Raw genomic sequence first — 20,440 nt, 5'->3', positions numbered from 1 at the left:
TTTCTACTCCTTTAACACCGCTTGAATGTACATATTCGGATCCGCTAACACGTTAACCGCGTCGACGACAAACGGACGGATAAATTCAATTCCAACTCCATATGCAATAGATAAAACGAGAAGCAACAATACAGGAACGAATCGTCCATCGAGCGGCTTTCTTTCAAATCCTTTTTCCTCACCCCAAAAGCCGTTCATAAATATTTTCATGACCGAATACAACACGAGCAAGCTGGACAATAAGATGACAATTGCCTCGAAAAGCAAACCAGCATGCAAACTTGCTTTCACAATTAATAACTTTCCGATAAATCCGCTAAGCGGCGGAATGCCTGCAAGCGACAATGCAGCGATGAAAAATGACCACCCAAGCAGCGGATAAGACGACATTAACCCCGAAAATGAACGAATGTTATTTGAACTAGTGATGGAAAAAACAATACCGACTAGTAAAAATAATGTTGCTTTCATGACCATATCTTGCAACATGTAAAAAATCGTTCCTTCTAAACTTTCTGGCGTCATCATCGCTACCCCAAAAATCATAACGCCGACTGCAACGATAATGTTGTAAATGACGATATAGCGCATATCGTTATATGCAACTGCTCCAATGACACCGATGACGATCGTGCCGAGCGCAAGCCAAGCGAGCAACGTATGCGTGTAGCCGACATCACTCGTAAATAAAAGCGTAAACGTGCGCAAAATCGAGTACACACCAACCTTTGTCAACAAACCTCCAAACAAGGCTAATATCGGGGTAGGCGGGGCGTAATAGGCTGCTGGAAGCCAAAAATATAGCGGAAAAATCGCTCCTTTTAAACCAAATACGATAATAAACAATACCGCAATAACCGTTAAAATAGGCGACATTCCTATTTCGCTTATACGCTCCGCTAAATGCGCCATATTTAACGTACCTGTTACTGCATATAAATACGCGACTCCAACGACAAATAGCGCCGAAGAAATAACGTTCACAAGCGTATATTTAATCGCTTCACGCAGCTGTATTTTCGTGCCTCCGAGCACAAACAGCACGTAAGACGACATAAGCATCACTTCAAAAAAGACGAACAAGTTGAACAAATCACCTGTCGTAAACGCCCCATTCACACCGACGATTAAAAATTGAAAAAATGAATAGTAATAAAACGTCTCTCTCTTATGCCCAATCGCATAAAACGAATATAGTAAACAAGCGAGCGCGATGATGCTCGTCGTCAATACGAGTAAAGCGGACAGCGAATCGGACACGAGCGTAATACCGAATGGCGCGGGCCAATTTCCGACGTTTAACGTTTGAATGCCGTCTGTATGCACACGATAAAGCAAGGCGCTGCTTGCGACGACTAAACTCATCGTTGCAAGCGCAGAGACAGCGCGTTGCCAAAGCACGTGCTTCGGAAAGAAAATAAGAATAATGGCTGTGACAAGCGGAATGAGAATAGGCAAAAGCAGAAGGTTATTCATCTCCCTTCATCCCTTCTATATGATCTGTTCCAATTTCTTGGTACGAACGGTATGCCAACACTAAGAAAAACGCTGTTACCCCAAAACTAATGACGATCGCTGTTAAAATGAGTGCTTGCGGCAACGGATCGACGTATCGTGCCGCCTTCTCCCCTAAAAGCGGAGGCGCTCCAACTTTTAACCCCCCCATCGTTAACAATAAAAGATGGGCACCATGACTGAGCAAACCCGTCCCGATAATAATGCGGAGCAAACTTTTGCTGAGCAACAAGTATGTCGCAGCGGTAAATAAACAACCGATAACGACAATCATAATCAGTTCCATTAGTGACTCTCCCCTATCGTTTCGATAATAATCATCGTCACGCCAATAACGACAAAGTAAACTCCTAAATCAAACAGCACAGCTGTATGAAGAGAAGTATAATCAAGCAACGGCAAATGAACGTATTCGTACGCATGCGTTAAAAATGGGCGGTCAAGAAACATGCTGCTCATGCCCGTTCCGACCGCAAACAACAATCCGATGGCGACAAGCCATTTATAATTAATCGGAATCATTTTTCGAACTGTTTCAATGTCGAACGCCAAAAGCAACAACACGATCGCACCAGCAGTCATCAATCCCCCAATAAATCCACCGCCCGGATAATAGTGCCCAGCAAAAAACAGTCGGACGGAAAATAAAACGATGATTGGTACGACGACAGCTGTGATTGTTCGCAAAACGACATCATTTCGCCTCATTTTTCATCCTCCTTCGCTAGCTGCAATTTCACCATTGCGTAAATACCTAAAGCAGCAATCGCTAACACACATATTTCAAACAACGTATCAAAACCACGGAAATCAACTAAAATGACGTTAACCATATTTTTCCCGGCCGCTTTTTCATACGTATTGTCCACATAATATTGTGAAATCGAATCGAAATGCTTTCCTGCGTAAGCTAAAAAGGCAATGACGCTGACCGTCACCCCGACCGCAATGGAAATGAAGGCATTTCCTAAGTGAAAACCGACGCTTTCTTGCTTTTGGCTAAACTTCGGCAAATGATAAAAACAAAGTAAAAAGAGCGCAGCGGAAATCGTTTCGATCACAAGCTGCGTCAACGCTAAATCAGGCGCGCGAAACAGAACGAAAAACAGCGCGACCCCGTAACCGACTGCCCCTAGTGAAACGATCGCTGTTAAACGCGATTTAGCAACAACTGTTGTCGCTGTTGCAACGACCATGGCAACTGCCAATACGATTTCATACACTCGCACAGGCGCCAAATGACTTAAATCGATATGCCATTGTTTTTTCAAACCGACCGTAAACAGAAGCAAAGCAACACTCGCCGTAAAAATGTACATTAAATACGTGCGCATCGAGCCGGTCATGATGCGCGACATGAGCGACTGTGATCCCCTTTCCATCCAAATGAAAGATTGGTCATAAACGAAATTTAAAGACATGCGTTCGGAGAGGCGATTATATAGTCCGCTCCATTTCGAAAACGTGCGATACAGCAGCATTCCGAACAATAATACCCCAATCGTCATAAAAAGCTCAGGGGTAAAACCGTGCCAATGCGAAATATATATATCGATTTGTTCGTTTGGTGCAAACAATCCGTACAATACCGCATATACCGCTGGTCCTAACACAGAGTGAGATAACACGTTCGGCACAATGCCAATGACTACAACGAGCGACGCTAACACGATCGGTGCAACGAGCATGCCAAGCGGCGCTTCATGCGCTTCTTTTTCTAATAAATGTGGCTTGTACGTTCCAAAAAATGTTCGACTCACTAACAATACGCTGTATAAAAACGTAAAAATGCTCGCTACCCAAGCAACAACGGGTAAAATAACGGCCCATGCTTGTACGTCTTTTGCACGCAACATGGCGGTAAAAAACATTTCTTTACTTAAAAAGCCGTTAAATGGTGGCAAGCCTGCCATCGAAAGCGAGCCGATCAATGCGATTGTAAACGTGATCGGCATGATCGTCATTAATCCGCCAAGCCGTCGAATGTCACGCGTCCCCGTTTCATGATCGACGATGCCGACAACCATAAATAAACTACCTTTAAACGTCGCGTGGTTAAACAGATGGAAAATCGCTGCTAAAACTGCGACCATAAATAAATTTTCTTCCATCCAATCGTAATGAAACGCAAGCCCACCGACGCCTAAAAGCGATGTAATGAGCCCGAGCTGGCTGACAGTTGAGTAAGCTAAAATTGCTTTTAAATCGGTTTGTTTCGACGCTAAAAACGATGCCCAAAATAACGTTACAAGCCCGACGAGCGCAACTGTCCAAACCCAAAGAGAAGATACGGCAAAAATAGGTGTCAAGCGCGCAATTAAATAAATGCCTGCTTTCACCATTGTCGCTGAATGCAAATAGGCACTAACAGGCGTTGGTGCTTCCATCGCGTCAGGTAACCAAATATAGAATGGAAATTGGGCTGACTTCGTAAAAGCACCAAACAAAATAAGGAAAAGTGCAGGAATAAAGAGGGCATGTTCTGTTAACGAGGCTTGCATGAGCTCACGAACGCTATACGTCCCACCTGCGATGGCAAGGGCAACAAATCCCCCGAGCATAAGCAATCCACCAAACATTGTAATAAACATCGATTTTTGCGCCCCGTAGCGCGAACGATCACGTTTATACCAATAAGCGATGAGCAAAAACGACGAAATGGACGTCAACTCCCAAAAGACGTATAACGCAATGAGGTGATCGGATAACACGATCCCAAGCATCGCGCCCATAAATAAAAGCAAGTAGACGTAAAAGTTGCCAAGCTGTTCTTTTTCTTTTTGTAAGTAGTAAATGGAATACAGTACAACGAGCGAACCGATTCCGGTAATCAATAGGGCAAACAACAAACTTAATCCATCGACATATGCGTCGAACGAAATGTCGAGCGACGGAATCCAAGGCATCGTTGCTCGAACAACTTCGTATTTGCGCACTTCGTCCATATAAGACAAAAAATAAATGAATAGCGCGATAGGGAGTGGAAGAACAAACCATCCGACATGAAGCGAACGAACAAATTTGTATAAAAACGGAACAAGTATCGCCAACAAAAATGGCGCCAACATCGTCATATGTAATGTTGACATAAAAAAAATCAACCTCCTTCTGACATAGCAATCCTCTTTTTTGTACGAGTCATATGTATAAAAAGTTTCATTTTTTTCAAAATAAATGATAAAAGAAAGAAAGGAGTAACGCAATGATTCTTTTCCTTATGCTCACCATCATGATCGATAACTATGATACAGTGGAGAAAAAAATTGAGCCTTCCATTTACGCGACGGTAAACGAAAGGCATTATGAGCCGTTTCAACCGAGACAATACATTCGTAAAATCGAAAAGCATGAGGAAAAAACAAAAAAATAAAAAGAAAACACCCATTTAGCTAGGTGTTTTCCATTGCTCGCCTAACGTGCGAATCGAGTCGATGATGGCATCTAATTTGCCTTCAATCCGATGCAGTAAATAAAACGTGACCGCAATCGGAAAACCGACATCGGAAAGAAGTGACAAATATGCTTCCATCTTGCTCATCCCTTTCTATGTGATATACATAACAAGGTGCCCCGACGCGCAGGGCACCTTTCATCGTTTATGCAAACGTCCATTGTGTCACAGTTGTGTCAATGAGGCGCGCTCCTTTTTTCGCGATAAGATCGCCTCCGCTCGATGGAAAGACGTTTGCCGCAATGATCACGTCCATCACGTTAGCCACTTGTGTTTCTGTCACATCGTCGCGCGGGGCATCCACGCTTAAGCGAACCGTCTTTCCTTCTTCATTCACAAACTGTAATTCAAGCGTTTTCATTCATTATCCCCCCTATTCACCTAATACATGCACATCGTTGCGATACACGTGAACGAGCGGAGCGCTTTGCAAAGAGGCAAGCGCTTGGGCAACAGAGACGAGCGAGCTTTCCGTTGCGTTTGGCTTAATCGTATACGTTTTGTTTTTATATAGCGGTTTGCCCGTTTCTGTCACACCGACTTCAAACGTTAAGCGAAGTTGAGAACGTTGAAGCATGTCTCTCCCCTCCTTTCACTTATTACTATCGCAACGACGAGCGTAAAAGGTTAGGGACTACATCCATTTTTCTGCCCATACTTGCACAGCTTCCATCACAATGCGCAAATCTTTCCCTTTGTCCGTTAATTCATATTCAATGCGCACAGGCTTTTCAGGATACACATGACGAACGACAATTTGTTTTTCTTCCAACTCTTTTAATCGTTCTGTTAACATTTTTTGGCTAATTTCTGGAATGCTTTCTGCTAAATCTTTAAACCGAAGCGGTCCGCGAAATAAAACGTGAATAATAAGTCCATTCCATCGCTTCCCAAGCAGCTGAAACGCTGCTTCAATTTTCGGACAGACATGCGAATGTTCCATCAATCATCACCCTATGCATGAAATTTGACAAACTTATTATAACTAAGTTAGCATAAATATTGTTACTTACAAAAAGTAAGTAAAGATATTTTTGTGTGTATAAAAGGAGGATATATATGCTTTCGGTTATTGAACAACGACAATCCGTTCGAAAATATGATCCAACTGCAACAATTTCGAAAGAACAATTAACGAAACTGTTGCAGTTAGCAGGCAAGGCGCCTTCTGCTTGGAATTTGCAACATTGGCATTTCATCGTCTTCTACGGAAAGGAAGCGCAACAAAAGCTCCTTCCGATCGCTTACAATCAACAACAAATCGTTGAGGCGTCTGCGGTCGTTGCGGTGCTCGGCGACTTACAAGCTCATCAAAAAATAGATGCGGTGTACGATCCGCTCGTCGCAGAAGGAAAGATGACGAAAGACATTAAAGAAACGCTCGCTAAACAAATTGAAAGCGCGTATACGAATGCGCAATATGCCCGTGACGCCGCCTTCACAAACGCATCGTTAGCTGCCATGCAATTGATGCTTGCTGCCAAAGCAGAAGGGTTCGACACATGCGCCATCGGCGGTTTTGACCCACAAGCATTTATGAAAACATTCCATATTCCAGACCGATACGTTCCTGTCATGCTAATTACGATCGGAAAAGCGGCCGCTCCTGCCCATTCGTCGTACCGTTTACCGATTGATGAGCTCACGACATGGATACAATGATCATAAAAATGACCCGTTGTTACGACGGGTCATTTTTATGAAGCGGCAACACGATATGAACCTTTGTTCCTTCGCCGACTTTGCTTTCGATGTGCATCGTTCCTTTATGTTCATGAACGATTTTCATGCTCGTCGTTAAGCCGAGACCCATGCCTTTTTCTTTTAACGTATAAAACGGTTCCCCGATATGTTTCAACCGTTCTTGTTCAATGCCTTTTCCTGTATCTTCAATAACAAGATGGACGCGATCGTCTTCGTCTTCCGTTGTGATCGTCAGCACCCCCCCTTTCGGCATCGCTTCGAGTGCGTTTTTTACCACGTTGACGACGACTTGAATGAGCTCATTTTTATCGCCGTACACGATCGCTGTCGTGCGCGGTTCGTATTTGATTTGCACGTTTTGCAAAATCGCCTCGTACGTAAACAGCTCGATGACGTAATCGATGACATCGTTTAAATGAAGTGGTTTATACGCTTTCATTTGCGGCTTAGCGAGCACGAGAAGTTGGGTGACGATTTGATTCACGCGCTCAATTTCGTCTAACATAATTTGCACGAACCGCTCATCTACTTGTTTCGTTTCTTTCATCATTTGTAAAAAGCCTTTAATCGATGTGAGCGGGTTGCGAATTTCGTGGGCGATGCCTGCCGCCAATTCGCCGATAACCGATAGTTTTTCTTTTTTCAATAACAGCTGCTCTGCCACTTTTTGTTGCGTAATGTCGCGCCCGATGACGACAAGCCCTTTTCGTTTCCCATTTTCGTAAAATAGCGGCACTTTAATGACGTCAAACGTTTTCATTTCACCGTTCGGCATCGGAAACGATTCGTCTGCGCGCGTTACCGTTTTCGCTCGCCACGCTTCTTCATCGGAATCAATGCAATAAAGCAGCGCTTCGCGAAAATGCGGAGTATATTCCGCGAGCTCGGCATCCGTTTTTCCTTTATAATCGACATGCTCGAGCCCGTATAACTTCAATCCAAATTCGTTCACTCTTAGCCAGCGTCCTTGTCCATCTTTAAACGATACGAAATCAGGCATCGCATGAATGAGCGTCAACAATTCTTGCTCCCTTTCGCTCATTTGCTTTAACGCGCGATGTTTTTTTAAGGCGATATACATAAATACCGCCGATAGCACGACAAAAAGCGACCCTTTTAAAGTTTGCACGTATGGCGCGATATGTGATGGAACAGGCAACTTGTCTACATACAAGTCAGTCAATATAATCCAAGCGAAACTAACAATTACATAGAGGAAAACGGCGTATTTCATTTGACAACGGAACCTTTCTTTTTACATTTCACGCATCCATTGCGCGAGCTTCACCGCAAGCGATCGCACATATTGTTCGTCCAACACGCGCCGGAGCGAGTGATGTAAGCGTGATTCAATATTCGCTAAATCGTCATAAGTCACTTGCATAGACCATTCTAAATAAGGAATGGCAACAACGATATATTGTTCCTTTTTATTTTCGTAAATGTATACGTTTTGTTGTGACGATTGTTCATTTATGATCGTTTTTCTTATTTTCATGTTGCTCATACCTTTCCACTTTTTATCATGATAGCACAAAATTTTCCCATTGTTCAAAACATTTTTTTCGTAAACGCTCCATTTCCCCACCGTTTTCCGCCCCATATTCCTTATTTCCTTAAGGAATATGATGCATATGCGAACATGTCAACCGGTTCGTTCGCTCTATTTTCCGATTCGCGCCAAACGAGCCGCTTTGATAAGCTAAACGTACCGCGGAATCATCGAGGGCGCGCTTTCGGGAAAGGAAGCACATATGTCGTTTGAAACGGTCGTCGAGCAATATCGTCCGCTTATTTCTTACATCATTCGCAAGCTGCATATTCGCCGTCACGTCGTCGATGAGTATATGCAAATCGGGCTCATCGCACTTTGGGAAGCGTACGAGCGATACGATGAGACGAAAGGATCGTTTCATTCGTTTGCGTTTAAAATGATTCGTTGGCGCATCATATCACAGTTGCGTAAAGAAACGAAAAACGTCGCCGTTCCGTTATTAGACGAACAAATGTTGAAAGAAGACGTTGATTTTTTTACCGACATCATATGGGAAGACGCAATGCGCGACATGACGCCGCGCGAGCGAATATGGCTCGTTCGCCATGTCATCGAAGGAAAGACGTTGAAACAAATTGCCGATGAAGAAGGCGTTACCGTCCATGCGGTGAAACAATGGCGCATATCCGCTGTAAAAAAGCTGAAGCGATACGTTAACTGCGCGGCTCATCCATGTAGTAATAAATGACATCACCGCCGCGCTGGGCGACGCCGCGAAAATGTTTGAAATCTTCTTGTTGGACGAGCACATGGCGAAACGTTAAAAAATGTTCTTTTTTCACAAGGAGATGTGGAATGTTTCGCGTGCGTAACTGTTCAATATGTTGTTTCGCTTCTTGCTCAGTCACGTTCATCCCTCCCTTTCTTTGTTTTAACGCGCTTCAATGGGAATGTCAATACGATGTGCGAATGCCTAATTTTGTTATATTGACACACGTCTATAAAAAACGCACATACAATGTTGGTGGATTCTAAATGAAAGAAAGGAAGATGAACGATGAATGACTGGAATATGTATGAAGATTTCCGCATGGATCAACAAATGGTGCCACAACAAGCGCAGCCGATGCCGCAAATGATGCCAATGCCACAACAAATGCCGCAAATGATGCCAATGCCGCAAATGATGCCGGGCGATTGCGGCTGTGGCACTCCGGTCGGACCGATGTGGCCGCAAATGCCGTTCCCACAAATGCCGCAACAAATGCCATATTGGCCGGGCATGCCGATGCCGTATTGGCCACAGCGCTAAAATTGTTTTCTAGTTAAAAATGCCCTTTACGAATGAGGAAAAATCATGCAAAATAGAAAAAAGGTTTAAAAATTCAAAAGTAAAGGGGATTTTCAATGAAAAAAGCGCAAATTGGCGACGTCATTGAATTTAAAAATGGGCTGCGGGGAATCGTTGAAAAAGTAAACGAAAATTCTGTGATTGTCGATTTAACGTACATGGAAAACTATAAAGAACTCGACTTGCAAGAACGAACGGTCGTCAATCATAAAAACTACAAAATTGTGGAATAACGAGAAGAGGGCTGCTTATTGTTGATGAGACAGCCCTCTTTTTTGTTCACATTGCCCTTTCATTTCGCTACATTCGTAAATATATACACCTTGCTTTTCCGAAAGCGCGGCACGATACATCGCTTCCGCCACTTGCTTAGCTGCAATCGGTTTATATTTTTCCCATTTGCCAACGAATGCAAATGAAAAACCGGAACATAGCCATTCCGCTGTTTTTTCGCCGAGGCGAAATTCTTCGCGCGCTCCTGTCAACAAAGACGGACGGAAAATGTGAAGTGAACGAATCGTCAGTCGCTGCAACGCCTCTTCCGTTTCCCCTTTGACGCGATTGTAAAAAAACATCGAGTGCGGATCAGCACCGATCGCAGAAACGAATAAAAACGTTTTGACGTGACATTTTTCCGCCAGTTTTGCGGCACGCAACGTATATTCGTAATCAACTTTAATAAATTGTTGTCTCGTCTTTGCTTTTTTCATCGTCGTCCCTAAACAGCTAAATACGTCATCCACGTGGAAATATTCTTCGTATTGTTCAATTCGGTCAAAATCGACGATGACTTGTTGTAATTTTTCATGTGTACAAGCGATAGGCTTTCGCACAAACACCGTCACTCGTTCATAATGCTCTGAACGAAGCAATCGCTCGAGAAGCTCGCCTCCGACCAATCCGGTTGCTCCGATCAAAAGAGCCGTTCTCTGTCTCAAATGAAGACCCCCCAAACGAAAAAAGGTTCATAACAATTTGTCATTATATACCCGTTTACGAAAAAAAACTAGCTATTATTTTTGAATTTTTTAAGGCTGGCTTATGCAAGCCAGCCCCATTAACGATTATCGACTTTTTCCGGATATAAATCGTGATTTAACAAACGATATTCTGCCATTTGTTCATATTTCGTTCCTGGGCGACCCCAGTTGCAGTAAGGGTCGATCGAAATGCCGCCGCGCGGCGTAAATTTGCCCCACACTTCAATATAGCGTGGCTCCATGACGCGAATTAAGTCGTTCATAATAATATTGACGCAATCTTCATGGAAATCACCATGATTGCGGAAGCTAAATAAATATAACTTGAGCGACTTACTTTCAACACATTTTTTATCAGGAATGTAACTAATGTAAATAGTAGCAAAATCTGGTTGATTCGTTTTCGGGCATAGGCTCGTGAACTCCGGACAGTTAAATTTGACGAAATAGTCGCGGTCTGGATGTTTGTTATCGAACACTTCAAGAATGTCAGGACTATATTCGAATACATATTTCGTTCCTTGGTTGCCAAGAAGTGTGACGCCTTGTAGTTCTTCATCTTTTCTCATGATTTCTTCCCCCCTTAATTATACGCCGCGGCGATTGCCCCATAATAACGTGTGTAGTTGTGGCAAGACGCGGACGTTGTTCATCTCTTTAGACTGTACTACTTTGTCAACGAGCCATTCAAGCTTTTGTAATAGGTTTAGGCGAAGAATCACATCGTCTGCTTCATGTATATGATCGTTGCCTACTTGCACGTAAAACGGAACGGACGGATAACGTTGATGCACATACGTCGCATAAGAAAAATCTTCATCGTTAAACACGACAACTTTTAAACTCACATGCCCGCGATGCGCTGTGAGTCGTTCCATTATCGTATCAAGCATTGTAAAATTTGTTTCCATATTTGAACTTGGCGGCTTTGGTGAAATCGTTAAATCGTCAATGTCATAAAACCAATCTTGCCATACGCTTCCTTGCGTTTCTAAGCCGATGCGCATGTTATGTTCTTTTAATAATGAAATAAGAGCACGAAGTCCTTTTAATAACGCTGGGTTGCCTCCAGAAATCGTCACGTGGTTAAAACGGTCACCACCAAGTTGTTTCAGCTGTTGCCAAATGTCTTCCGCCGTCATTTGCTTTACTTCATCTTTTGCAGAACCGTCCCACGTAAACGATGAATCGCACCAACGGCAACGGTAGTCGCATCCCGCTGTGCGCACAAACATCGTTTTTTGTCCGATGACCATCCCTTCCCCTTGAATGGTCGGTCCGAATATTTCAATGACCGGGATGCGCTCCATTATTGTTTCCCTGCTTTCGGACGATATACGACGTAGCTTGTTGGGGACTCGCGCACAAACACTTGCACGCACGTCGGTTTGTTTGGCAGCGTGTCTAAATGCGCTTGAACAATTTCCGCAATTTTCCGCGCCACCACTTCTGTCGTCGGAAAATGTTCGGCCGATGTATTGCTAAATAAATCTGTATGGTCATTCATCACCGTATGATCGAAACGGTTGTGAACAATTTTTTTCAACTGTTGAAAGTTAATTAAAAAGCCTGATTCATCGAGTTCATCGCCTGCGACAGTAATGTTGACAAAATACGTATGCCCGTGCATATTCGCGCACTGCCCCGCCGCTTCGTGCGGAATAAAGTGCGCTGCAGCGATTTGCATATCTTTATTTAGCTCGTAGCGAAACGGGTGTATCACTTGCGGATAAATTTGTTGAATCATTGCGCATCTGCTCCTTTCTTCTCATTCATATACTGGTCGAGACCGCGTTTGCGCAACACGCACGCCGGGCATTCGCCGCAGCCGTCTGCGATGATGCCGTTGTAGCATGTGAGCGTTTGCGTGCGCACAAATTCAAGCGCTCCCAACTCATCAGCAAGCTTCCACGTTTCCGCTTTATTGAGCCACATGAGCGGCGTATGAATGACAAATTGGTAATCCATCGCTAAGTTAAGCGTGACGTTTAGCGATTTAATGAATACATCACGGCAATCTGGGTAGCCGCTAAAGTCCGTTTCACATACACCTGTCACCAGATGGCGTGCTCCTTTTTGTTTCGCAAGCACCGCCGCAAACGATAAAAATAATAAATTGCGCCCATCGACAAACGTGGACGGCAATTGTCCTTCTTTTTGCTCGATTGCTATATCGCTTCTTGTAAGCGCATTTGGTGCGAGCTGATTTAATAGCGACATATCAAGCACCGTATGCGGCACTTCCAGCTGTTTTGCGATCGATGCAGCAACGTCAATTTCAAGCCGGTGGCGTTGATTGTAATCGAACGTTACAGCTTCGACTTCAGCGAAATGCTTTTTCGCCCAAAATAAACAAGTCGTGCTATCTTGGCCGCCACTAAACACGACGACTGCTTTTTCTTTTTTCATCTTTCGCTCCCCTTTCTAACATCGTGAGAAGAAAGAGCGTTCTAAAACAAAAAAGCTATCCCTCTACGGACATAGCTATCCCTAGTTTTTTTATAGAGGGTGTTCTAGAACCTCTCCTGCGCCGCGCACAGAATTCTTCTTCAATTGTACGCCTAACAATATATCATAAAACATATATTCATTCTACAAAAAAATTATGCTTTATTTGTGAACTGTTTTCAGGATATAATAACAACAAAAAAAGTTAGGTGATTCAACATGACAAAACGCCCTACATTTGATGCAGCGCTTCAACAACTGCGAGAAAAATTAATGACGATGGTGTCTGCTTCCCAACATGCTTTACACGAAGCAATTGAAGCACTCAAAACACAAGATTTGGCGAAAGCGGACGAAATTATCGAAAATGATAAAAAAATTAATGAGTTTGAGCGCGAAATTAATGAGCTTGCGATTATGACGATTTTAAAGCAACAACCGGTCGCATCCGATTTACGCCGATTAATTGTTGCGCTAAAAATTTCATCTGATGTAGGACGCATCGGAGATATCGCTGTCAACATCGCCAAATCCGTCAAATTTATCGGCACAGAGCCACACGTGAAACCGATCGTTCACATTCCTGAAATGGCAGCAATCGTCAATGAAATGTTAGATCATGCGCTTCATGCGTTCCATAACGATGATATTGAAGAAGCGAAACGCATTGCGCTTGAAGATGATCGCGTAGATGAGTTGCAAGGAAAAATTATTCAAGAATTAATCGACTTAATGAGCGAAAAACCTGAGTTTACAAACCAAATTACACAATTATCGTTTGTGACGCGCAATCTTGAGCGCGCTGGCGACCATGTAACAAACATCGCTGAAAATATTTTATATAGCGTTAAAGGAATTCGTATTGATTTAAATTATTAAGCATTCGGATGCCTCATACCGTTTGAGGCATCTTTTTATTATGTCGATTTTTCTATGATCTGGTGATATAATCGTGTCGGGGGGGAGGTGAGTGAACATGGATGAGATGCTCAAACGTATTTTCGATGAACTTGCATCGCTACGCAAACATATGGCTACAAAAGACGATATCGCCAGCATCGAACAACGTATGGCCACAAAAGACGATATCGCCGCCATGGACAAGCGTATCGGGCACATTGAGCAAACGATGGCCACGAAAGACGATATCGCCAGCATCGAACAACGTATGGCCACAAAAGACGATATCGCCGCCATGGACAAGCGTATCGGGCACATTGAACAAACGATGGCCACGAAAGACGATATCGCCAGCATCGAACAACGTATGGCTACAAAAGACGATATCGCCGCCATGGACAAGCGTATCGGGCACATTGAACAAACGATGGCTACAAAAGACGACATCGCCAGCATCGAACAACGTATGGCCACGAAAGACGATATCGCCAGCATCGAACAACGTATGGCCACGAAAGATGATATCGCCAGCATCGAACAACGTATGGCTACAAAAGACGATATCGCCAGCATCGAACAACGTATGGCCACGAAAGATGACATCGCAGATCTTCCTCTTATTAAACAAGCTGTATTTGAAATACTAGAGGCAGTCAATGAAATCCCAACGATCAAGCAAAACCTCGCTGACATGTCCGAGAAACTTGAAGATGTCATCGCAACCCAAGCACGACACGAGCTCGCGATTCAGTCGCTTGCTGTTCGATCACTTGTACATGAAAACGAAATTCGTGCACTAAAAGCAAAATAACGACGCAAAAGGCTGTCACAAACTTCCTTGGGACAGCCTTTTCCATTTATTTTTCCTCTTTTGCTAGTTGTTCAAACGACTTCACTTTCCCGTGCGGTTCATTTTGCGCTTGCTTTCGAACGGTCCATTGTCGCTCTTTTTGTCGTTTCGATTGAGTCATTGTGCCACCTCCCCTTTTATCATTTGTCCATTCGTTTATTTTATGACTTTTTTATTGTTTGAAAATTTTGTATATTTTAGATAAGGGGAAAAGAGGGAGAGGAAATTGCTACAATCGAAACAAGCAAAAAAAGCGTTACAAAAAGTGCAACGAGTCGCGAAAGAAGCAGCCGTGTTGGCAGAAAACGTCAATCAGCTGAAACAAATTTTACATCGGTTTGGTATTTCATAAAAACGACAAAAGCGAGCCTAGTGCGCATTGGCTCGCTCGTTTTTTGTGCGATAAACGTATGCCCCGATCCCGATGACGGAAAGAACGAACGGCAAAAGCATCTCCCCTGCTTCTAAACTAGCTACGACGCTACATCCGAAACAAAAGAGAAGCGGCTGTTTTAACCACGCTTCATGGCTAAACATCCACCATTCTAACAATCCTATCGTAAACGCCAACACATACATCGTTCCGTCGTTAAGCAAAAAGTACTGGCTAAACGCAAACGCCCCGCCCCATAGCGCAATGGCAGCCGGCAATAAAAGAAACGCTTCGTGCTCCCGCACACCGCGCTTAAACACATATATATGAACAATAAGTCCGAAAGAAAAAACAACTGTCGGCCATACACTCGCACGATACCATTGAATGATATGGAACGTTTCAAGCGTAAATAAAAGCAAACTGCCTACGCCGAAAGCAACCATCGCTTTTTTCACGCGCTCCCACCTCCTCTACATTCAATGTACTACACTTCTTTTTTTCTAGCTAGGCATTTTTCGATAGAAAAGTAAAAAAATAAAGATGATACTAACATACCCAAACAAAGGGTACAATACGGTTAAAAGCGCATGATACCCGACTAAACTAAACGCATACATCATAAGTAAAAGCACGATGAGAACAAAGATCGGCGTTTGAGAAAAAAGCGCCAATTTTCGATGCAGTCCGAACACCCCTGCAACAAACGATGAAAAAATTTCACCGTAAATGATCACAACATATAGCCCATAAAACGAAGCGAGCGAACGTTTCACGACTTCCGCCATCGGAATGCTGTAAGATAGCAAATTAGGAAGTAAAGAAAGCGCGAAATGACTGCTAAATAAAATAAACATAAGCAATAAGCCGCCAAGCCATCCCCCAAGGCGAATCGCCCGTTCATCTTTTACTTCAGTTGCAAGCGGAACGAGCACAACTTGTGCCATCGCTAAATTAAACGCCACATACGCAAACGGAGAGAAAAAAGCGGCAAGCGGCGGCTTTGTCCAAACGATCTCTCCCCCATTCATAAACGAAATCGATAAACTAAATGCGATCATAAGCGGCACGACAATGAGATTGACGCTTAAAATGCCGTTTAAACCAAACAACATCGTCACAAACGCAAGCAACACCGTAAACATAAGCCCGACATGCGCCGGCATATGAAGCTGTTCTTCAAACACCGCCCCCGCCCCAGACAACATAACAGACGTCACGCTAAATAGCACAACAAACATAAACAAATTGACAACTGCGCTCATTTTTCCAAACAAATATGCATTCATTTGTTCATACGATCGCGCTTGAAGCCGATTTGCCATCACCATTAAACGCGTCCCTAAAAAAATAAATAGACCTCCGCTTCCTGCAATCATGACCGTCCCAATTGCTCCGTATTGCGTAAAAAACTGTACAATTTCTTTTCCTGTCGCAAATCCAGCCCCGACTACCGTTCCGACATATACAAACGCAATTTGAATCGCCCGCATCCACATACGCTCTCCCCCACTCGTCCATTTTTTCTACATGTATATGAAAAAAAACGGCGAATATTTTCCGCCGTTTTTCTTATTCTACAACTATATCGACTTTTGGCATATTGTGCATATTTTTTGCCGTCACATGTGCCACAACCGAATACGTCCCTTTGTCTGGAAACGTATAGCGCGCGACATACTTTCCGTCGCCCGCATGCTTTCCTTCAATCATTTCGCGATTGTCATCGCCATGTTTCCATACTTCAAACTTCACTTCCAATGCATCGGTCACTTTTTCGTCACCGTATGTCACAAAACATGCAAGCTCGACTTCTTCATTTGCCGGAAGCTTTTCTTCTACCGCCATTTTGACGTCCAAATACGCCAGCTCTTCTTCTTCTGCTTTGTTTGCACAACCTGCCACAACAAGCAAAGCGAAGACAAACAACAACAACCACTTTTTCATTTTAATCTCCTTCCATGTTACAATAATTTCACAAAATCATCACAAATGTTTGCTACAATGATGATACATATACACGATGGAGGATGCGTACGATGCAAGTTCGTTTCTTTTTTTTGCTTATCATCGTCGTTTTATTGGCAAGCTGCACACCAGAGACGTACACCCCAATTCCCCGAAACAAATCGGTCGTTGGGGTCGTCAATATAAAGGAGCAAAGCTTATCCTTCGTTGATTATAACACAAAAAAAACGATGGCAACATGGAAGATGAAAAATCCGGTAACGAAAGCCATCCTCCTTCCTGATGGCGATACGGTCATGTTGTTTGGACAAGACATGGATGAAATGATGATGTACACGCTATCGACAGGGAAAGAGAAAAAACGTTGGCGCGTAAACAAAGGGGTTACCGATGTGCTCGTCACAAAACACGAATTGCTCGTTGTGAACGAAAAAGACGGAACGGTATCGGTCATGACGTTCGACGGAAAAGTAAAAGAGACGATCGCTACTCCCCCCTCCCCTTTTTCCATCGTCGCCGACGACAAACATCGGCAATGGATTGTCATTCATTTTAAAGACGGAGCAATCTCATTCATTGATCAGGCGACAAAACAAGTCAAACGAACGGTCGATACGCTCGATTTTGCGGTCAGCGGCTTAGTTGTTGCTGAAACGGATGAACTATGGGTCGGTGGACATGGCAGCGGAGCGTATATTCAGCAAGAAGCGTATGTTCATTCGCTTGTCGACGGACGGTTGCTTGCGCGTGTGAAGGCAGAAACGATGCCGATTCAATTTTCGCAAACGAGCGAAGCGGTATATGTACTTTGTCACGGTTCAAACATGCTATATGCATTTGAACCGAAAACGAAACATGTCATACACTCACTTAACATTGGCGCGAATCCTTTTGCGATGATAAAAACAAAAAGCGAGCTTATCATCGCTAGCTACGACAGCAACGAGCTCGTTTTTGTCGATGAAAAAACATTCAAACAAACGAAAACCGTTTCCGTCGGACAAGGGCCGTTTTACATCTTTTTCCGCGATGCGAAGGAGGAATAAATATGCCAACGATTTTAATTGTTGACGATGAAAAAGAAATGCGTGAATTGCTTCGTCTTTATTTAGAACCTGAAGGGTTTACGTGCATCGAAGCAGAAGACGGTGAAGCTGGACTTGCCGAGTTCGGACGAAAACATATCGATTTAATTTTGCTCGATATTATGATGCCAAAACTAGACGGCTACCGCTTTTGCATGCACGTGCGTGAACGTTCGCAAGTGCCGATCATTTTTTTAACAGCACGAAGCGATGAGTGGGATCGCGTTTATGGATTACAAATTGGCGCGGACGACTACATCGTGAAACCGTTTAGCCCAAATGAAGTCGTCGCACGCGTGCACGCTGTCCTTCGCCGAACGAAAGGAACAGACGTAACGACGTCATATGAAGCAGGCCCAATTGTTGTTGATGAAAAAGCACGAAAAGTGATCGTAAACGGAAAACCGGTTGTATTAACGTTAAAAGAGTTTGAACTGCTCGTGTTGTTTGTCAAACATCGCGGTCAAGTATTTACACGCGAACAGCTGTTAGATCGCGTTTGGGGCATTCATTACGTCGGCAGCACGCGCACCGTCGATACGCATATTAAAACGTTGCGCATTAAACTCGGCGAAGCCGGACAGTGCATTCAAACAGTATGGGGAGTGGGATATAAATTTGATGAAACGATTTAATTCTCTCTCACTCCAACAAAAACTATGGCTAACGATTAGCGCCTTTTTAATGCTTGCGGTGTTGCTTTTATATGCTGTTGCTGTTTATATATATGAAAACATTTATATCACCAACGTCGAACAACGTTTATTACAAGAAGGAATGAACATTGCCGCAAAATATAAAGGCGGTGCACTCACCGACTCGTTTCGCAACACCGTTTCTATCATCAATGACGTATCCGATACGGAAATTGTACTCGTGAACAACCCACGTGAATTGAGCGCATGCTTGCCGTTTGAAGTCGACCATCATGCGATTATTAGCGAAGCGGAACGACAACAACTACTCGCTGGAAAAACGGTAACGAAAAAAGGATATGAACAAACATTTAATCGGCATATTGTCGGTGTCATCATCCCGCTACTCGATGAACATCGCCTCATGAGCATTTTATATTTGTACGTGCCGCTTGCATCGATTGAAGATGTGCTTAAGCGCATTCAAACGTTCATCATTATTGGTGGAAGCTTTTTTTTACTCATTACTGTATTTGTCGGACGAAAAATCGCGATGCATTTCACGAAACCGCTGCAACATATGCAACAAGCCGCCTATCGCGTCTCGCAAGGCGATTTTTCCGCACAAGTGAACGTCGAAGCGGAAGACGAAATTGGGCAACTTGCCAAAACATTTAACCAAATGGCAAAAGCGCTCGCGCAAGAAGATGAACGAAAAAAAGAATTTTTAGCAAACGTCTCTCATGAATTGCGCACGCCGCTAAGCTATGTGAAAGGATATAGCGAAGCGCTACTAGACGACGTCGTGAAAGATGAAGCGCAACAAAAAAAATATATAAAACTCATTCATCGCGAGGCGAGCCGCATGCAACGCCTCGTGCGCGATTTGCTCGATTTAGCACAACTCGAAGGCACGTATCCGCTTGTACGCACACCATTTTCAATTGCACAATTAGTCGAGGAGACGATTGAAAAATATGAACCGATGTTGCAAGAAAAAAACATTCGCCTTTTGCTTGACCTCGATCACGACTTAATCGTCGATGGCGATCCCGACCGTATCGAACAAGTGTTGCAAAATATGCTCGATAATGCGTTGCGCTATACTTCTTTCGGCGGAACGATTTCGTTGCGTGCAGTAAACAAACAGCCGATGTGCGAACTCATGATCGCTGACTCCGGATGCGGCATGTCAAAAGAAGATATCGAACGATTAGGCGAACGATTTTTCCGCGCCGACCGCTCGCGCTCGCGCGAACATGGCGGCACAGGACTTGGCATTGCGATTACTAAACAAATTGTCAAGCTACACGGCGGCTCGATTCGTTTTGAAAGCGAACGAGGGAATGGAACGACCGTATACATCGAATTGCCGCTATACGATGCGATATAGTACAACAGACTTACCCCATGATTAGAAGGACACAGCGCGATGAAATTACATGCTATTCCTAAAAATAATGGAAAATGAACTCCCTAACCTCAATAAAAAATTAGCGCAATGGGCTTATGCAGGAATTGGAGGCTATGGGGATCCAAAGATTCATTGGGCAAAATATATGGTTGTTTTCAAAAATGAAACAAAAGAGATAGAAATGGAAAAAATGGATACGTACATTAAAAATATACTACAAAATACGAAAGGACAAATGGGAACTCCTTTTCAATAGACTTATCCATCTAAG

General features: G+C 43.6%; 32 protein-coding genes and 1 riboswitch. Of the genes, 12 read left to right on the top strand and 20 right to left on the bottom strand.

Annotation, left to right across the window (positions count from 1 at the left end; genetic code table 11):
- Positions 1-3: 3 nt before the first annotated feature.
- The 4 genes from NST18_RS04280 to NST18_RS04265 are packed head-to-tail and all read right to left on the bottom strand — an operon-like array spanning position 4 to position 4,604.
- Positions 4-1,476: a Na+/H+ antiporter subunit D gene (locus tag NST18_RS04280; RefSeq protein ID WP_004891393.1), complete on the bottom strand. Its 1,473-nt coding sequence runs from the start codon at positions 1,474-1,476 to the stop codon at positions 4-6.
- Positions 1,469-1,801, bottom strand: a complete 333-nt coding sequence (locus NST18_RS04275) for a Na(+)/H(+) antiporter subunit C (protein ID WP_004891396.1) — start codon at positions 1,799-1,801, stop codon at positions 1,469-1,471. The genes NST18_RS04280 and NST18_RS04275 overlap by 8 nt, the downstream gene beginning before the upstream one ends.
- Positions 1,801-2,223: a Na(+)/H(+) antiporter subunit B gene (locus tag NST18_RS04270; RefSeq protein ID WP_004891397.1), complete on the bottom strand. Its 423-nt coding sequence runs from the start codon at positions 2,221-2,223 to the stop codon at positions 1,801-1,803. Before NST18_RS04270 ends, NST18_RS04275 begins: the two co-directional genes overlap by 1 nt.
- Entirely contained in the window at positions 2,220-4,604 is a 2,385-nt protein-coding gene (locus NST18_RS04265; RefSeq protein WP_340721253.1) for a Na+/H+ antiporter subunit A, read from the bottom strand. Before NST18_RS04265 ends, NST18_RS04270 begins: the two co-directional genes overlap by 4 nt.
- A 113-nt stretch (positions 4,605-4,717) precedes the next feature.
- Between NST18_RS04265 and NST18_RS04260 the strand changes: the two genes are divergently transcribed.
- Entirely contained in the window at positions 4,718-4,885 is a 168-nt protein-coding gene (locus tag NST18_RS04260; RefSeq protein WP_164875837.1) for a hypothetical protein, read from the top strand.
- A gap of 15 nt (positions 4,886-4,900) precedes the next feature.
- Here NST18_RS04260 and NST18_RS04255 read toward each other — a convergent pair whose 3' ends face one another.
- The 4 genes from NST18_RS04255 to NST18_RS04240 all read right to left on the bottom strand — a co-directional run bounded on the left by NST18_RS04255 (position 4,901) and on the right by NST18_RS04240 (position 5,909).
- Positions 4,901-5,044, bottom strand: a complete 144-nt coding sequence (locus NST18_RS04255; protein ID WP_004891403.1) for a YvrJ family protein — start codon at positions 5,042-5,044, stop codon at positions 4,901-4,903.
- A 67-nt stretch (positions 5,045-5,111) separates the two neighbouring features.
- The gene (locus NST18_RS04250; protein WP_004891406.1) at positions 5,112-5,327 is read right to left on the bottom strand and encodes a DUF2922 domain-containing protein; all 216 of its coding nucleotides are present in this window, start codon (positions 5,325-5,327) and stop codon (positions 5,112-5,114) included.
- Positions 5,328-5,339: 12 nt separating this feature from the next.
- Positions 5,340-5,543 carry a DUF1659 domain-containing protein gene (locus tag NST18_RS04245; protein ID WP_004891408.1) on the bottom strand — a complete coding sequence of 68 codons (204 nt, stop codon included), beginning with the start codon at positions 5,541-5,543 and terminating at the stop codon, positions 5,340-5,342.
- A 57-nt stretch (positions 5,544-5,600) separates the two neighbouring features.
- Entirely contained in the window at positions 5,601-5,909 is a 309-nt protein-coding gene (locus NST18_RS04240) for a winged helix-turn-helix transcriptional regulator (protein WP_004891410.1), read from the bottom strand.
- A 116-nt stretch (positions 5,910-6,025) separates the two neighbouring features.
- Here NST18_RS04240 and NST18_RS04235 point away from each other — a divergent pair, with 116 nt between their 5' ends.
- The gene (locus NST18_RS04235; RefSeq protein WP_004891411.1) at positions 6,026-6,628 is read left to right on the top strand and encodes a nitroreductase family protein; all 603 of its coding nucleotides are present in this window, start codon (positions 6,026-6,028) and stop codon (positions 6,626-6,628) included.
- 19 nt (positions 6,629-6,647) lie between these two features.
- On the opposite strand, the gene NST18_RS04230 is transcribed toward NST18_RS04235, so the two are convergent.
- Positions 6,648-7,904 (bottom strand): ATP-binding protein, encoded by a 1,257-nt coding sequence (locus NST18_RS04230; protein WP_004891414.1) that lies wholly within the window; start codon positions 7,902-7,904, stop codon positions 6,648-6,650.
- A 21-nt stretch (positions 7,905-7,925) separates the two neighbouring features.
- A complete protein-coding gene (locus tag NST18_RS04225) occupies positions 7,926-8,177 on the bottom strand; it encodes a YueH family protein (RefSeq protein ID WP_413431913.1) in 252 nt (83 codons plus the stop codon).
- A gap of 247 nt (positions 8,178-8,424) precedes the next feature.
- Between NST18_RS04225 and NST18_RS04220 the strand changes: the two genes are divergently transcribed.
- Positions 8,425-8,913, top strand: coding sequence for a sigma-70 family RNA polymerase sigma factor (locus NST18_RS04220; protein WP_004891419.1), 489 nt, complete (start codon positions 8,425-8,427; stop codon positions 8,911-8,913).
- Here NST18_RS04220 and NST18_RS04215 read toward each other — a convergent pair.
- Positions 8,879-9,073 (bottom strand): hypothetical protein, encoded by a 195-nt coding sequence (locus NST18_RS04215; protein WP_003396728.1) that lies wholly within the window; start codon positions 9,071-9,073, stop codon positions 8,879-8,881. The two genes, NST18_RS04220 and NST18_RS04215, sit on opposite strands and share 35 nt — an antisense overlap.
- A 149-nt stretch (positions 9,074-9,222) precedes the next feature.
- Between NST18_RS04215 and NST18_RS04210 the strand changes: the two genes are divergently transcribed.
- Both NST18_RS04210 and NST18_RS04205 read left to right on the top strand, forming a co-directional pair.
- The gene (locus tag NST18_RS04210; RefSeq protein ID WP_004891424.1) at positions 9,223-9,477 is read left to right on the top strand and encodes a hypothetical protein; all 255 of its coding nucleotides are present in this window, start codon (positions 9,223-9,225) and stop codon (positions 9,475-9,477) included.
- Positions 9,478-9,572: 95 nt separating this feature from the next.
- The gene (locus NST18_RS04205; RefSeq protein WP_003396733.1) at positions 9,573-9,749 is read left to right on the top strand and encodes a YkvS family protein; all 177 of its coding nucleotides are present in this window, start codon (positions 9,573-9,575) and stop codon (positions 9,747-9,749) included.
- A gap of 15 nt (positions 9,750-9,764) precedes the next feature.
- On the opposite strand, the gene NST18_RS04200 is transcribed toward NST18_RS04205, so the two are convergent.
- The 5 genes from NST18_RS04200 to queC form a co-directional block, all read right to left on the bottom strand.
- Positions 9,765-10,454 (bottom strand): oxidoreductase, encoded by a 690-nt coding sequence (locus tag NST18_RS04200; protein ID WP_035018776.1) that lies wholly within the window; start codon positions 10,452-10,454, stop codon positions 9,765-9,767.
- A 119-nt stretch (positions 10,455-10,573) separates the two neighbouring features.
- Positions 10,574-11,065 (bottom strand): preQ(1) synthase, encoded by a 492-nt coding sequence (gene queF, locus NST18_RS04195; RefSeq protein ID WP_004891427.1) that lies wholly within the window; start codon positions 11,063-11,065, stop codon positions 10,574-10,576.
- Between the two features lie 18 nt (positions 11,066-11,083).
- Complete coding sequence (gene queE, locus NST18_RS04190) at positions 11,084-11,806, bottom strand: 7-carboxy-7-deazaguanine synthase QueE (protein WP_004891430.1); 723 nt, start codon at positions 11,804-11,806, stop codon at positions 11,084-11,086.
- Positions 11,806-12,243, bottom strand: a complete 438-nt coding sequence (gene queD / locus NST18_RS04185) for a 6-carboxytetrahydropterin synthase QueD (RefSeq protein ID WP_004891431.1) — start codon at positions 12,241-12,243, stop codon at positions 11,806-11,808. Before queD ends, queE begins: the two co-directional genes overlap by 1 nt.
- Positions 12,240-12,905, bottom strand: coding sequence for a 7-cyano-7-deazaguanine synthase QueC (gene queC / locus NST18_RS04180; RefSeq protein WP_004891434.1), 666 nt, complete (start codon positions 12,903-12,905; stop codon positions 12,240-12,242). The genes queD and queC overlap by 4 nt, the downstream gene beginning before the upstream one ends.
- 75 nt (positions 12,906-12,980) lie before the next feature.
- Positions 12,981-13,025, bottom strand: a riboswitch (PreQ1 riboswitch).
- Positions 13,026-13,163: 138 nt separating this feature from the next.
- On the opposite strand from queC, the gene phoU reads away from it, so the two are divergent.
- Both phoU and NST18_RS04170 read left to right on the top strand, forming a co-directional pair.
- Complete coding sequence (gene phoU / locus NST18_RS04175) at positions 13,164-13,823, top strand: phosphate signaling complex protein PhoU (RefSeq protein WP_340721252.1); 660 nt, start codon at positions 13,164-13,166, stop codon at positions 13,821-13,823.
- A 97-nt stretch (positions 13,824-13,920) separates the two neighbouring features.
- On the top strand, positions 13,921-14,655 hold the full coding sequence (locus NST18_RS04170; protein WP_340721251.1) for a hypothetical protein: 735 nt from the start codon (positions 13,921-13,923) through the stop codon (positions 14,653-14,655).
- A 46-nt stretch (positions 14,656-14,701) separates the two neighbouring features.
- On the opposite strand, the gene NST18_RS04165 is transcribed toward NST18_RS04170, so the two are convergent.
- Complete coding sequence (locus NST18_RS04165) at positions 14,702-14,815, bottom strand: DUF6254 family protein (RefSeq protein ID WP_003396753.1); 114 nt, start codon at positions 14,813-14,815, stop codon at positions 14,702-14,704.
- Positions 14,816-14,920: 105 nt separating this feature from the next.
- Here NST18_RS04165 and NST18_RS04160 point away from each other — a divergent pair, with 105 nt between their 5' ends.
- Positions 14,921-15,046, top strand: a complete 126-nt coding sequence (locus NST18_RS04160; RefSeq protein WP_268915715.1) for a hypothetical protein — start codon at positions 14,921-14,923, stop codon at positions 15,044-15,046.
- A 17-nt stretch (positions 15,047-15,063) separates the two neighbouring features.
- Here the strand turns inward: NST18_RS04160 and NST18_RS04155 are convergent, their stop codons facing one another.
- The 3 genes from NST18_RS04155 to NST18_RS04145 all read right to left on the bottom strand — a co-directional run bounded on the left by NST18_RS04155 (position 15,064) and on the right by NST18_RS04145 (position 17,014).
- Positions 15,064-15,513, bottom strand: coding sequence for a hypothetical protein (locus NST18_RS04155; RefSeq protein ID WP_064214360.1), 450 nt, complete (start codon positions 15,511-15,513; stop codon positions 15,064-15,066).
- A gap of 57 nt (positions 15,514-15,570) precedes the next feature.
- Positions 15,571-16,566, bottom strand: coding sequence for a YkvI family membrane protein (locus NST18_RS04150; RefSeq protein ID WP_192948387.1), 996 nt, complete (start codon positions 16,564-16,566; stop codon positions 15,571-15,573).
- Positions 16,567-16,639: 73 nt separating this feature from the next.
- Positions 16,640-17,014 (bottom strand): FixH family protein, encoded by a 375-nt coding sequence (locus NST18_RS04145; RefSeq protein WP_340721250.1) that lies wholly within the window; start codon positions 17,012-17,014, stop codon positions 16,640-16,642.
- A 92-nt stretch (positions 17,015-17,106) separates the two neighbouring features.
- On the opposite strand from NST18_RS04145, the gene NST18_RS04140 reads away from it, so the two are divergent.
- The 4 genes from NST18_RS04140 (at position 17,107) to NST18_RS04125 (ending at position 20,425) form a co-directional block, all read left to right on the top strand.
- Positions 17,107-18,081 carry a YncE family protein gene (locus NST18_RS04140; RefSeq protein ID WP_004891445.1) on the top strand — a complete coding sequence of 325 codons (975 nt, stop codon included), beginning with the start codon at positions 17,107-17,109 and terminating at the stop codon, positions 18,079-18,081.
- 2 nt (positions 18,082-18,083) lie between these two features.
- Entirely contained in the window at positions 18,084-18,755 is a 672-nt protein-coding gene (locus tag NST18_RS04135) for a response regulator transcription factor (protein ID WP_004891448.1), read from the top strand.
- On the top strand, positions 18,742-20,148 hold the full coding sequence (locus NST18_RS04130; RefSeq protein ID WP_340721249.1) for a sensor histidine kinase: 1,407 nt from the start codon (positions 18,742-18,744) through the stop codon (positions 20,146-20,148). Before NST18_RS04135 ends, NST18_RS04130 begins: the two co-directional genes overlap by 14 nt.
- A 67-nt stretch (positions 20,149-20,215) precedes the next feature.
- Positions 20,216-20,425 carry an MspI family type II restriction endonuclease gene (locus NST18_RS04125; protein ID WP_340721248.1) on the top strand — a complete coding sequence of 70 codons (210 nt, stop codon included), beginning with the start codon at positions 20,216-20,218 and terminating at the stop codon, positions 20,423-20,425.
- Positions 20,426-20,440 lie beyond the last annotated feature (15 nt).

It is taken from the genome of Anoxybacillus sp. FSL W8-0104 (assembly GCF_038004465.1).
GTDB lineage: Bacteria > Bacillota > Bacilli > Bacillales > Anoxybacillaceae > Anoxybacillus > Anoxybacillus flavithermus_G.
Note: the sequence above shows the minus strand (reverse complement) of the source record. Positions and strands in the feature narration are given on the sequence as shown.